Annotated in this window: 16 protein-coding genes; 4 read left to right on the top strand and 12 right to left on the bottom strand. The window is 55.5% G+C overall.

What is annotated here, in order from left to right:
• Nucleotides 1–3: 3 nt before the first annotated feature.
• Nucleotides 4–1,161, bottom strand: coding sequence for an iron ABC transporter substrate-binding protein (locus tag WC598_RS02920; RefSeq protein WP_372959970.1), 1,158 nt, complete (start codon nt 1,159–1,161; stop codon nt 4–6).
• A 955-nt stretch (nt 1,162–2,116) separates the two neighbouring features.
• Here WC598_RS02920 and WC598_RS02915 point away from each other — a divergent pair.
• On the top strand, nt 2,117–2,968 hold the full coding sequence (locus WC598_RS02915; protein ID WP_372959969.1) for an MBL fold metallo-hydrolase: 852 nt from the start codon (nt 2,117–2,119) through the stop codon (nt 2,966–2,968).
• A 15-nt stretch (nt 2,969–2,983) separates the two neighbouring features.
• On the opposite strand, the gene WC598_RS02910 is transcribed toward WC598_RS02915, so the two are convergent.
• The 6 genes from WC598_RS02910 to WC598_RS02885 form a co-directional block, all read right to left on the bottom strand.
• A complete protein-coding gene (locus WC598_RS02910) occupies nt 2,984–4,063 on the bottom strand; it encodes an ATP-binding cassette domain-containing protein (protein ID WP_372959968.1) in 1,080 nt (359 codons plus the stop codon).
• 13 nt (nt 4,064–4,076) lie between these two features.
• A complete protein-coding gene (locus WC598_RS02905) occupies nt 4,077–4,850 on the bottom strand; it encodes an ABC transporter permease (RefSeq protein ID WP_372959967.1) in 774 nt (257 codons plus the stop codon).
• 17 nt (nt 4,851–4,867) lie between these two features.
• Nucleotides 4,868–5,371 (bottom strand): tRNA (N6-threonylcarbamoyladenosine(37)-N6)-methyltransferase TrmO, encoded by a 504-nt coding sequence (gene tsaA / locus WC598_RS02900; RefSeq protein ID WP_372959966.1) that lies wholly within the window; start codon nt 5,369–5,371, stop codon nt 4,868–4,870.
• Between the two features lie 28 nt (nt 5,372–5,399).
• Nucleotides 5,400–6,242, bottom strand: a complete 843-nt coding sequence (modA, locus tag WC598_RS02895; protein WP_372959965.1) for a molybdate ABC transporter substrate-binding protein — start codon at nt 6,240–6,242, stop codon at nt 5,400–5,402.
• 167 nt (nt 6,243–6,409) lie between these two features.
• On the bottom strand, nt 6,410–6,571 hold the full coding sequence (locus WC598_RS02890; protein ID WP_372959964.1) for a DUF4405 domain-containing protein: 162 nt from the start codon (nt 6,569–6,571) through the stop codon (nt 6,410–6,412).
• Nucleotides 6,552–6,704 (bottom strand): hypothetical protein, encoded by a 153-nt coding sequence (locus WC598_RS02885; protein WP_372959963.1) that lies wholly within the window; start codon nt 6,702–6,704, stop codon nt 6,552–6,554. Before WC598_RS02885 ends, WC598_RS02890 begins: the two co-directional genes overlap by 20 nt.
• 164 nt (nt 6,705–6,868) lie before the next feature.
• Between WC598_RS02885 and WC598_RS02880 the strand changes: the two genes are divergently transcribed.
• From WC598_RS02880 to WC598_RS02870, 3 genes are all read left to right on the top strand, one after another.
• Nucleotides 6,869–7,039, top strand: coding sequence for a hypothetical protein (locus WC598_RS02880; protein ID WP_372959962.1), 171 nt, complete (start codon nt 6,869–6,871; stop codon nt 7,037–7,039).
• 246 nt (nt 7,040–7,285) lie between these two features.
• Entirely contained in the window at nt 7,286–7,936 is a 651-nt protein-coding gene (locus tag WC598_RS02875) for a TMEM175 family protein (protein ID WP_372959961.1), read from the top strand.
• Entirely contained in the window at nt 7,933–8,646 is a 714-nt protein-coding gene (locus WC598_RS02870; RefSeq protein WP_372959960.1) for a TMEM175 family protein, read from the top strand. Before WC598_RS02875 ends, WC598_RS02870 begins: the two co-directional genes overlap by 4 nt.
• A gap of 123 nt (nt 8,647–8,769) precedes the next feature.
• On the opposite strand, the gene WC598_RS02865 is transcribed toward WC598_RS02870, so the two are convergent.
• The 5 genes from WC598_RS02865 to WC598_RS02845 all read right to left on the bottom strand — a co-directional run bounded on the left by WC598_RS02865 (nt 8,770) and on the right by WC598_RS02845 (nt 12,556).
• Entirely contained in the window at nt 8,770–9,954 is a 1,185-nt protein-coding gene (locus WC598_RS02865; RefSeq protein WP_372959959.1) for an energy-coupling factor ABC transporter ATP-binding protein, read from the bottom strand.
• Nucleotides 9,955–9,964: 10 nt separating this feature from the next.
• Nucleotides 9,965–10,753: a cobalt ECF transporter T component CbiQ gene (gene cbiQ / locus WC598_RS02860; protein ID WP_372959958.1), complete on the bottom strand. Its 789-nt coding sequence runs from the start codon at nt 10,751–10,753 to the stop codon at nt 9,965–9,967.
• A 28-nt stretch (nt 10,754–10,781) separates the two neighbouring features.
• Nucleotides 10,782–11,084: an energy-coupling factor ABC transporter substrate-binding protein gene (locus WC598_RS02855; RefSeq protein WP_372959957.1), complete on the bottom strand. Its 303-nt coding sequence runs from the start codon at nt 11,082–11,084 to the stop codon at nt 10,782–10,784.
• A complete protein-coding gene (locus WC598_RS02850; RefSeq protein WP_372959956.1) occupies nt 11,084–11,776 on the bottom strand; it encodes an energy-coupling factor ABC transporter permease in 693 nt (230 codons plus the stop codon). Before WC598_RS02850 ends, WC598_RS02855 begins: the two co-directional genes overlap by 1 nt.
• 171 nt (nt 11,777–11,947) lie before the next feature.
• Nucleotides 11,948–12,556 (bottom strand): chemotaxis protein CheC, encoded by a 609-nt coding sequence (locus WC598_RS02845; protein ID WP_372959955.1) that lies wholly within the window; start codon nt 12,554–12,556, stop codon nt 11,948–11,950.
• Nucleotides 12,557–12,665 lie beyond the last annotated feature (109 nt).

The raw sequence follows: 12,665 nt of genomic DNA, 5'->3' as shown, positions 1-12,665 counted from the left end.
TCCTCACTTCACCAGCGTTGAGAATGGTACGAAGCCACCGAAGAGTGTCTTCATGTCACTATATACCGCCTTTCCATCAAGCATCAGATAGATCTCATCAGCTTTCTGTGCAGGGTCCACATCGGCAAACTGATCGGGATAGAGCGTCTTTCCGACATAATATGCATCCGCAAGGACGGTGTCATAATTGTTGGCATACCAGTTGTAGGGCATCACACCGTACACACGTCCGGTTTTTACTGCCGTAAGTGACTGGTAGACCGGGTCGTTGAGATCTTCGGTGACGAGGGCATAACTCGCTTCATCCACAAAAATGACATCGGGATTCCACTCAAGCAGTTTTTCCTTGTCGATCATCATCTGGCCGTTCGTTCCTACCGATGCTGCAACATTGTTGCCGTTTACCATCAGCAGCGGGGAGTAGCCGGGGTCGGTTGAGAGGAAACCGTGTGCTCCGTTGTAGGCAATGCCGCCGACATACACCCGGGGTCGTTTATCTGCCGGAATATTCTTTGTCCGATCATTGAGATCCTTTATGGTCGCGTCGATGTAGGTCGTTACTGTCTCCGCCCGTTCATCTTTGCCAAGGATTTTTGCCATGAGTTTGAGCGACTGGTAGAAGACCTCCTTGTTCCTGCCGAGATCTCCGGTAGTCAGGGCTACCACTGGCCGGCCGCTTTTTTCCTGGAGGGTCTGGGCATCCTTACCCGTGGTGAACGTGTAAAAGACCACATCCGGGTTCTGGGCTGCGATCAGTTCCGGGTCGCCCGTTTTACCTCCGATGAATGGCTTTGTTGAAAGCTCCGGGTTTGCAAGATTGTACGGCTTGTCGATACCGGACGGCATCCCGAAGCCCGAGGTATTGTACTTTTTCTGTTCCCGATCATCCACGCCGACGACACGGTCCGCAGCCTGGAGATACGCAATCATCCGCAGGGCACCGGCTCCCACACCGATAATTCGCTGGGGGTTATTTTTGACTTCAACGGTCCGGTTGGCCATATCGGTGAGGGTAATTGTCCCGGAATCCACCTGCATGGGATTTTTAGAAGGGGAAATTGCAGTGGTCTGGGGAGTGCTCTGTACGGTACATCCTGCAGATACGAGGAGAAGGGCGAGAATTGCCAGAATTATCAGGGGGGTTATCATAATATTCTTCATACGAATTTCGATCTAAGTAGCATCAAATCTTATAAAAAAATTACTATTTTGTATTTAACGTTACAAATTTATCAAAACATGATAACAACCGGATGGTTATCAGGGCGCCCCTTGCGGCGTGGAGTGAGACCCGGTACCGCGATGTGGTTTGTCTCCGGGCAATCCCCGGACCCGCCCCGGTTTTATTTGATGGCGATTCCCAGGATCACGGAGATTGGACTTACCGGACGGGCGTCACCCTCATAAAAAAGGGGGATTTCCAGGACAGGCCAATCGGAGCCCGTACATGGTCCCGATTGCACATTTTCCGGATCCGGGAGGTCATATTACCCGAAAAAGAGGGAGAGTTATCATGTTTTTTTCATGTTTTTACGTCGGAAAACGAGAGGTCATATGTAGCCATATTACAGCGGAAACGGAGGGACAAAAACGGGTTGCAGATCCGTGGGGGACCGGGTTCCCCGTTCCGAATCATTCGGCAGGTGAGAGAACATAAGGACGATCACAAATCGGGAATACCGGGAATCATTCATACCACCGGTTTTTTTATTTTATTCATACTATATGACCTTCATATCCCACGTTCCGGCAAGGTTTCCGGTGCCCGGTTGGAGTAAATTACCGATAAAAATCAACCTCGATTCTACGAATGATATGCCCCGTTGTATGAGGTGGATTCCAGCCGTATTTTGGCAAAATAACTCCGAAATATCGTTCTTTTGAATGATGACCAAAACGGGGCATTTTACGGGGTTTTCCCGCGGGGGCCGGGATCTGAAAAGGGGAAACAGAGCCCGTATAGGGCGTATTTTCCTTCAGGTGTCAGACCCTCCGGGAAAAAGGGTATCAGTGAACCATACCAGGATTCAGCGCCGGACTACCATCATCACCACCAGGAACATCAATAATCTTTGAAAAAGAAAAGGCTCATCCCTTTTATGAGTGATATTCTTCCATGACTCCCCGGCTCTCCCTTACGATCCTTGTTGATAATACTGCCCCGGCGGACCGTAATTTCACTGCCGAGGCCGGGCTCTCGTTCCTCCTTGAAACCGGCGGGAAAAAGATCCTCTTCGATACCGGCCTGTCCGGGCTCTTCTTAACCAATGCAGAGAAGATGGGAATCAGCCTGCGAAACCTGGACTTCCTCATCCTCTCGCACGGGCATAGCGATCACACCGGGGGACTGGCCCCGCTTGCCGTGCACCTTGCCGGTACAGCGCCGGAAGGAAAACAATCCCGGGTGCCGGCACTCATCGCCCATCCCCGCTGCTTCTGGCAGAAAGAAAAAAACGGGACTATGAACGGCTCAGCTCTGAGCAGGGAGGAAGCAGGCCGGCAGTTTTCGATCAGCCTCTCCGCAAAACCCGTCTGGATCACGGATGACCTGGTCTTTCTCGGAGAGATCCCGCGAAGATTTCCCTTCGAGCAGGCCGACCCGGAGAAGCGGACGGTTCATTGTCCTGACGGAAAAATTGAACCGGATACCCTGCCCGATGACACGGCTCTCGCGTTCCGTTCAGCAGAAGGACTCGTCATCATCACGGGCTGCTCGCACGCGGGGATCTGCAACATCACGGAATATGCCCGCGAAGTCTGCGGAGAGCGGAGGGTTGCTGATATCATCGGAGGACTCCACCTACTGACACCTAGTCCAAAGCGAATGCAGAAGACCGGGAAGTACCTCAACCGGCTCCACCTCAGCGCCCTGCATGCCGGTCACTGCACATCGCTTCCGGCAAAACAGGCCCTTACGGAGTACTGCCCGATGCAGGAAGTCGGCGTCGGGATGAAATTCGCATGGTAAATCGGTTCCAGCGTGTTACCGGCCCGGTCCGTCCCTGTCCGGGGTAACCGCAATCACGTGGACTGCCGATGCCTTGAAAGTTGCATAGACCCGACATCCCGGTTCAAGCTGCAGGTCGCGGCAGCTCTCGCGGGTCAGGAGCGCTGTGAGCGGGAACCCGGCATCAAGAATGACCCGGACGGTACTTCCGGATGGGATGATCTCAACAACTGTTCCCGGCAGGCAGTTGCGGGCACTGGAGGCAAACGGCTCTTCGGACAGGATAATGTCCTCGGCATGCAGGGTTGCAACAACGTCCCCGACAATACCGGACGCGGCAACGAATGACGGGCCGGATGCCGGCGTGATCCGGGTGATGTTTTCGGATTTGGAAGAGGTTCCCCGGATAATGTTGCCGATACCAAGGAACTCTGCAACAAAGGTATCGGCCGGATGCAGGAAGACATCTGCGGTTTCCCCGGCCTGGACGATCCGTCCCTCCCGCATGATCGCGATCCGGTCAGCAAGCGCAAAGACATCATCGAAATGGTGGGTGATCTGGATGATGGTAGTACCGGTGAGCGTTCGGATCCGGGACAGTTCCGAGCGCATCCGCTCTCTCGTACAGCCATCAAGGGCGCTCATGGGTTCGTCAAGGAGCAGGATTGCCGGTTTAAGGACAAGGGCCCGGGCAAGGGCAACCCGCTGCTGCTCGCCGCCGCTCAGTGTCCCGGGATACCGGTGTGACAGGTGAGCAATAGCCAGGAGTGAACACATCTCCTCGACGAGCACATGCTGCTCGTCTGCGGGCATCTTTTTTTGGCGCAGCCCGAATGCAATATTGTCCTTGACCGTGAGGTGAGGAAAGAGCATGTAGTCCTGGTATACCATCCCGATAGTGCGCAAACGCGGTTCTGTCGAGGTTATCTCTTTTCCGCCAAGAATTATTCTGCCGGTATCCGACGTATGGATCCCGGCTATGGTCTCCAGAAGAACCGTTTTTCCTGCCCCGGTAGGGCCGAGAATAATGAAATATTCGCCGCTATGGATCTCGAGCGACACGTCCCGTACGGTGAATTCGCCTAAGGTTATGGACAGGGATTCAATGCGCAACACCGAGGGTCATCTCCTAAAAGACATGTACATCCCGGTCCAGGTATTCCACCGCACACAGGGTGACAAGGGAGATCAGGATCAGGATGGTTGCAGCAGCTACGGCGAGATCCAGGTTCCCTCCGGATATATTCAGGTAGAGCGCAATCGGCAGCGTCTCGGTCCTCAGGGTCGTTGCACCGGCAAGCATCAGCACCGCCCCGAACTCCCCCATTGCCTTCGACCACGTGATGACCGCACCGGCAATGAGACCGGGGCGGGCCATCGGCAGGGTGACCTGGAAAAAAGCGCCGGTATCCGTGCACCCGAGCGTCTTTGCAACGTACTCGAAACGCGGGTTCACCGCAGAGAACGTGGATCGCAGGATGCGGATCAGGTAGGGAAGGTTCACAAAAACCTCGGCAACAATGATCCCAAGCGGGGTGAAGATCACGGAAAACCCGGCGCTCTCAAGGGCCTTGCCCCACGGGGTCGTGCCAAAGAAGAGAAGGAGCGCGATACCGGCAACCAGCGGGGGAAGCGTCAAGGGAATGGTCAGGACAAGGGTTGCGATCCGTTTTCCCGTAAACGGGTACCGGGCAAGAGCATAGGAGACCGGGATGGCAACCGCAATGCAGATGAGCGTGGATATCACGCTCGTGACCAGGCTTAACAGTATCGCGAACTGGATCTCAGGATTCAGAAGGCTTTGGGCAAGAACCGGAAGCGGGGAATAGAGGATCAGGCAGAGAAGGGTTGCACTGATGACGAAAAACAGGATGAGGGTGATGGCAAGAGAGATCTTTCGCATCTGCCATCATCCCGGGGTTATCCCTGCCGGCGTTTTTGACCCGGATCCTGGCCGGCACAGAGGCTTGTTTCGCGTATGCGCCGGATATGTTCCTCGGATACCCAGCCGGACCGGGCCCCGGGAATACTGTCAAAGGCCGGGACATAGGGCTTGATATCAAGGATTGGCGTGCCGTTGAGGAGATCCAGGCCCCTGACAGAAAGGGTACATCCGTTCACCTTTGTCAGGGCAACGTACGAGATCCCGATCGGATTGGGGCGGTTGAAGTGCCGGCAGGCAAAGATCCCATGATCCATTTCTGCATCCAGGAGCGGCTGTTCCGTAAGTGAACGCCGTTCTGCCCGGTCGAAACAGGAAAGGATGATGAGGTGGGAGAAGCCCTCGATATTCTTAAGTCCTGCCTGGAATTCCGGGAATACCTCGATCTCGCCTTCCTCCGAAGAGAATACGCTCTGGAATGGCGGGGCCCCGGCGGTTGAGAGCCGGGAGCGGGCGATCCCGACAGGTATGAACTCTGTCACAGAAGATCTCTCCTTACACCGGGTGCGTTCATGGCTTGACACCGGCATATACCGGGTCCGGGTAGATCGGGAACCCGTGCTTTGCAAAGTATGCCTTTCCTTCATCCGAGGCGACATAGGCAACGAACGTGTTTGCCGCATCGGTATTCTGCGAGTACGTTGTCGCACCGATCGGGGTGATCAGGACAGCATTCTCCTTGACCGGGATGACAACTACATCCACCTTGGCAGAATCGATCTGGTCCAGGGTCAGGAGCGCCGCATCCGCCTGCCCGAGGTTCATGATCACGGTCAGCTCGTTGATGGTCGGGGTTCGGGTAACCACGTTCTTCTCGACGGCTGCGGTGATGTTGAGTTGTTTGAACATTTTTGCACCGGCTTTCCCGATAGCAGTGGCATTGGCGTCACCAAGGGCTACCTTCAGGCCGGGCCGGGCGAAATCCTTGAGGCTCGTGATATTCTTCGGGTTGCCTTTCTGGACAGCGATCGTGGGGACATGATACGCAACCAGCTGGTTCGTATTGACCAGGCCCTGGTCTTTTGCGGTCTGGAATTCAACCGTTGAACCGGGGATGAAGACGTCGCCCTTCCGGGTTAAGTTCATCTGGGTGACAAGGGTGCCTGCACCGCCGTAATTATACTGGACCGGAATGCCGTATTTCTGCGAAAAGGCCGGCCCGATCTCATCAAGGGGGGCTTTGAGCCCGGCACCGGCAAATATGAGGAGGGTATTTTGAGTGCCGGCTGGAGTTGTGACCGTTGCGGGCTGGGCTCCCGGATTCGACGCTGAAGTGCAGCCTGCTGCGAATAGTGTACAGGCGATAAGGAGAGTACAGATAATCACAAATCGTGGGATTTTCATATCGCTCATATGGGTAGTATTTCTTATTATAGTTAATTAATTGTAATTTCTATTGATGAAATATAAAATAAATAATGTAAACACGAACCGGATATTTTCACCCGGAGGGGAGAATGCCCGGATTCACGAATTTTTTTCCGGGGTGAGAGGGTCAGCCAGACCCGGAAAGAACCATCTCATGGAGAACAGGGTTCCGGATCCGTTCCCTCCGGTTTGAGGCGCCTGCCGATATGCCGGAAAAACTTCCAGTGCAGGAGCAGGTGGAGGACGAGCAGGATGGCAAAGGCAAAACTTGCAATATCATGATACAGGACCCAGTCATGCCGGGTTATTCCCATCCACGTAACCCAGCTGCCGCCTTTTCCCCCACCGGAGGGGAGGAAAAAGTACAAGACCCCCGGTAAACAGCGAGGGGATGAATGCGATCAGGCAGCCGATATCGATGATTGCATTGATGGTGATGCGTTTCATGAGAATCCCTTACGGCACACATACGGAGTTCCGGGCAATAAACGCACCGGGGGATGCCGGATCCCGGTATGAGAACAACGATCGTACGCAGGAGAAGAATTGTCCCGGCACGCGAAACGATATATTGCGAGCCGACATTTCTGTTATTATAACAAGGTGACATCATGACCGGAGCACAACCTTCAGACCCGATGAAGAACCTCGTATTGTTCGTCATAGGACTGGCAATTCTTGGAGCAATCGTGGCATTTGCATGGTATTTCGCAGTCGATCTTCCCCTGCAGGCGGCACTCCCCACACCGGTTAACGGATGCTGGAACGGGGTCTGCCATTAAGGGATCCAGGACTACAGGCAGGAACTATTTTGTTCCTGAAATGCCGGTATCAGCTGGCAGGATATCCTTTTTTTAAAAACTACTCCGGAAACTGCCGGTTTTTCCTGTAGCCCCTCGCGGCATGCGAACACCTCCCGGGGAGGGGGGCATCCGGCCGGTTTGCACCAGGCACCCCGCGGATGATCTTCAGGAGGCCCGCTGATCGCGATCCTTATTTCATCCGGAACGATAGAGAAATAAGACGATATGCCGGGAACTGATGCTGAAGGGCCGGTGACGAAGACCAATATCGGGCGACTCACCAATACGATCTTTGTCTTTGCCTTTTTCCTGCTCTTCAAGCTCATCCGTTTTCCCACCTACCAGGACTGGGTGGCAAATGCCACTGCGCACGATTTCGGGATGGGACAGGCTCCGGTCCTCCTCAATTTTCTCAACGTCTTTTTAATCCTCGCCATAATCTGGATAGTCGCGTTCCATGTCTTTCACCAGTACCGTCTCTTCGACCGGATGTACCTGTACCTCCACTTCGCTCTCCTGATGTTCATCATCTTCATCCCGATCACGAGCCAGCATGCCCTGTTGTTCTCCAGCGTCCCGGAGGTCTTCTACCTCTTCCACCTGAACATGCTCGCAATCGGGATCGTGATCGCCCTTGAATGGCTGCACTGCATCAGGAACCCGGCGCTGGTCGGTCCCGCGGTTACGGCCGGTGACCGGACCGCAACCAGTGCGAACGTTCTCGTCATCCCCATAACGGCTCTCGCAGGATTACTGATGATCTACTTCGATATCCCCTGTTCCCAGTATATCTACATTGCAACCATCCTTGCCCTCATCCTCATCGCGATTGGTAATACCGGACGGGTAAAGAAGTTCCTGGGGGAAATGTCATGACGGATGAGGTGGATGCAATTCCTATACCGGAAACAGGCACGCCAAAAGGGGCAGTAGACGGAATAGTTCCAAAGGACATGTTCGAGATTCTTGTCAACGGTGTCTTTGCATTTGCCATGACCCTGATCGTTCGGAACAACATACAACTCCCGGCAAGCGTTCCTGCAAATGAAGTGGTCTTCTTTGGCTCCTATATCGGAAACATCATCAACGACGGGCTTTATTTCCTCTTCCTCTTCATCGTCATCGCGTTCTTCTATATCCAGTTCTTCGAGATCATGGGCCACAACCGGATCATCGACCGGATCATGGTCGGCCTGACGTTTCTGTTCCTTCTCTCGATCCTCTTCATACCGTTAACATCGCTCCTCTATTCCCTCTCATCAGAACCGATCCCGTACGGCGTGATCTTCCATGCAAATATCTTCGTCTCGGGTATACTGATCTTCGGCCTCTGGCGGTACGTATCCCGGTCATCCCTGCTCTGTGTTCCCGCACTCGACCCCGCGATTGTCCGGAACCTCTCGCTGCGCATGCTGCTCTTCCCGGCAATGGCGGTTGTGGGAATGATCCTTGACGGCTGGACGGTCTCGTTCTCGAAGGTTCCTGCTATGTACCTCTACATGATCCCCGTGATCCTCTTTGTCTTCCTTTCACGGGATCCCAGAACTGCGGTGGAGCCGGCACCGGTGAGTGAGGAGACAGAATGAGAGAAGGGACGAGAGCAGCGACAAAAACCGGATATTCAGCGCAGGTATCAGAACTATCAGAAATGGTGACTGATCCCCACGGGATTTTCTGACAGGGAATACGTGGTTTCTCTGCACGGTTGCTCATCCGTTCTGCGAAGGCTGCCCGTCGGGATCCAGGCTGACTACGCGGATGGTAGTGCCGCTCTCCTTTGCGTACGCCTCCACCCGGACTGCCACCCGGCCCACCATGCTGCCGGTGGTGAGGATCAGCGAGTCCTTACCCCGCAGCGCCCGGAGGATGCATTTGTCGATGACCCCGTAGGTGAACTCAAGGGGCAAAGCTTCCCGTTCGGCGCACTGTTTTGCCCGCGTACCCATTGCCCCGACCACTATGGTGCGGGCCTTCACCCATGACGCAAGGGTTCCGGTATCGCCCTCGTCCACGTTGCAGACCGTGATCGTACCGGGCGACGGGTGCCCGCAGGAGCCATGAAGGTGGTTCTCGATGATATGCACCATGTCGAGCACGCTCCGCGGCTTGCGTTTCGGAATCGTAAACCCGCGTTTTTCCAGCTCAACGGAAAGTTCGAGCAGGGTCGGGACCGAGAGGTGCGCCATGCGGACATAGGTCGGGTTCCCGAACGCCACATCCGGCACATCCTCCCGGATAATCCGGCCGTCGGCCAGGAGGATGACCCGGTCCGCCCACGGGTACGCCAGCTCCACATCGTGGGTGGAGATGATGATAGTCTTGCCGGCATGGTTCAGCTCGTCGAGCAGTTCCATGAGATCTTCGGAACCGGACGGGTCGAGCCCCGTTGTCGGCTCATCGAAGACGAGCACGTCCGGGTCCATTGCGAGCACGCCGGCGATTGCCACCCGCTTCTTCTCCCCGCCCGAGAGATGGTGGGGGGGCCGCCGCTCGAATCCCTCGAGACCAACCTGACGGAGGGCGACTTCCACCGCCGCTTTCACGGCTGCCTCGTCGTACCCGAGGTTGGTCGGGCCAAATGCCACATCCTGGTACACGGTCGGCGCAATGATCTGGCGGTCCGGGTTCTGGAGCAGGAAGCCGACCCGGCGCCGGATCTGGCGGAGCGAGCGGGTATCGTACCGGACCGGCTCGTTGTCGAAGAGCAGGATCCCTGAAGTCGGGCGGATCATACCGTTGAACATCTGTAGGAGCGTGGATTTACCGGCGCCGTTTGGGCCAACGAGCGCAATCTTCTCGCCCCGCCGTACATGGAAACTGATCCCGGTAATGGCCTCGCGGCTCCGGGGGTACTGGTACCTGACATCCCGTGCTTCAAGAACGATACGGCTCATAACAGATCTCCTATAATAACGTCATCTCCTGCGACACATACACGGCTGCCGACCCGGCGAGCAGGAAGAGGCAGAGGGCCGCAACCGACCGGACCCCGGCCGGACGGTTCTCGCCGAGAAGGGCAAACTTCCCGTCAAAACACCGGGCATCCATGGCCCGGATCAGGTCATCGCCGGCATCCCAGCTTGCAATAAAGGCCGCCCCGCACATCGAGGAAAAGGTCCGGATCGATTCGCGCCAGCCCGAATACCCAAGGCGCATCACCTGCGCCCGGTAGATCTGCTGCACCTGGTCCATGAGGATGAAGATCGTGCGGTAGATGATCATGGCAAGGTCGATCACGCAGTCCGGAACGCGGCATTTCCGCATCACGACAAAGAGGTCGGTCATGGGCGTTGTCAGCGCAATGAAGAGGAGGGCCGACATCCCGCCAATCACCCGGCAGAGGATAAAAAAACCCATGTTGATGCTCTCGCGGGAGACGGAGAGCGACAGGAACGGCAGGGGGTTCCAGCTCCAGAAGACCTGGTTCCCTCCCGAGATCAGGACGATAACTGCCGCACTGAGCGCGGCAAACCAGAGCGGGACAAAAAATAATTCGGCATAGGTCCTTACGTCAACCCGGGCGAGCAGGAGGATTGCACCGGACAGGATCAGGGCAATCAGGAGCGGGGCAAGATACCCGGTCGAGAGAAGGCAGAGGATGATTGCGCCAAGGCCTGCTGCGAGCTTGACGGTCGTATTGACCTCGCGCAGGCCGTTATTCTGGGCAACATCCTCCAGCAGTTCCTCAAACATGGATCAATTCATTTCCCTCAGGGAGCGATTAGGCTTTCTTCTTCTGGCCGATCCAGTACCCGAACACGCCGCCTATCATGATCCCGCCAAAGGCCGCCTGGAGGGCAAAGAGGCAGGACTCGATCTCGCCGCTGGGCGGCTCGTACTGGGGAATAAGGGGTGAAAAACTCTCAACCGGTTTACCGGATAATTCGGCAATCTTACCCGAGCCCACGTTGTCGGATCCGGCAAACTCGGCCCCCTGGAGAGTCGAGCTGGTGTAGAGGAAGAGCCCGCAGAATACGAGGATGGCAACAATGGCAAGGATTTCAAGCGTGTACTTCTTCGCCATCAGGCTTCCCCACGGGCTTTGTTGATCTGCGTCTCGGAGAAGATCTTCATCCGGATCAGGATATCGGGCTTGAGGGCGATGATGTACTTGAAGACCAGCGCAAGTACAATTCCTTCAACGATCGCAAGCGGCACCTGCGTAACGGCAAAGATGGCAAGGAACAGCACAAACGAGCTCGCAAAGCCGCCGACTTCAGCGGGATATGCCAGGGCCAGTTCGAGCGACGTGGTAACGTAAGTGAACATATCCGCAAGCGCTGTGGCAAGGAAGACCGTGATGTAAATGCTCACGGAAGTGTCACGGAGCAGCCGGTAGATGGCATACCCGACCATCGGGCCGACAATGCCCATCGAGACGATGTTCGCCCCAAGGACGGAAAGCCCCCCGTGGGCCAGGAACAGGCTCTGGAAGAGGAGAACTATCGCGCAGATCACCGACGTGATCCACGGCCCGAAACAGATCGCGGAGAGCCCGGTACCGGTCGGGTGCGAACAGCTGCCGGTAACCGACGGGAGTTTTAAGGAGGAGAGGATAAAGATGAACCCACCGGTGACACCAAGAAGGGGCAGCGCCTCGCGATCTGCGTCAATGACTTTTTTTAATCGCCAGACACCATAGGCCAGGCAGGGGAGGGCGATAAGCCACCAGACGATACACCACTGCCAGGGCAGGAAACCTTCCATAATATGCATAGTAACTCGGAAACAACTTTACTTGTTTTAGTTAAATAAATGTTGCTTTGGCCCTGCATGACCAGCGACTCATCGAGATCTGAAGAGAGACGAGTGGGAATTCCGGCCCAAAAAGAACGGACCGTGCATCTCGCAATGGATGCAGGCCCGCGGATCCTGAAGAGTGGATGGTTATTGTTTTGTCAGTTCCTCAAGCCGGGCTGCAACTTTCTGGAGCGCCGAGACCTCCAAAAAGATGAGGATGTTACCGGAGATATTGTGCTCTTCTGAAGTGAGTTTGACCCGGAAGAGGATCACGTCATCGACTTCAACGGTCATCTGGGCAATGAGCGACGTGATGGCTGCATGGGCCATGTCGAAGACCAGGACCGGGGGTGAGGGGAGCATCATGAACCCGAGCAGATCGGATGCTGCGCTCAAAAACGAGGAGACCATGATGTTTCCCACTTCAAGGATCGCGCTCTGGTCCATCTCGTTGAACGGATGCTCGGTCTGTTCGGAGCCCTGGAGGATGTTTGCAGTCCGGAGTGCCGAATCCCTTGGGAAATGCAGGACCAGGAAACCCCCGTGCGGGATATCCCCCTGGAGTTCAAAGATGACAAGCGTGGTCAGTTCATCGGTGAGGAACTCACCCACCTGCGATATATCAACAATATTGATCTCCGGCACGCTCATACCTATCTGGGTATCGAGCATCTGCGAGAGAGTTGTTGCCGAATGGGCTGCCCCGATATTCGAGAGCTCCCTCATCGCATCCATCTGAATTTCGGTAAACTCCATCCTGCACCTCACTCCCCCGGGGGGGAACCGGCATCACCCTTCAGGGTATTGCATCTCCCAAAGAGTACCCGGGTTACCCGTGCAACCCGGGAAAGATATGTATGTGGGG

It is taken from the genome of Methanoregula sp. (assembly GCF_041645475.1).
Taxonomy (GTDB): Archaea; Halobacteriota; Methanomicrobia; order Methanomicrobiales; family Methanospirillaceae; genus Methanoregula.
This window is presented reverse-complemented; position numbering and strand designations above follow the sequence as displayed.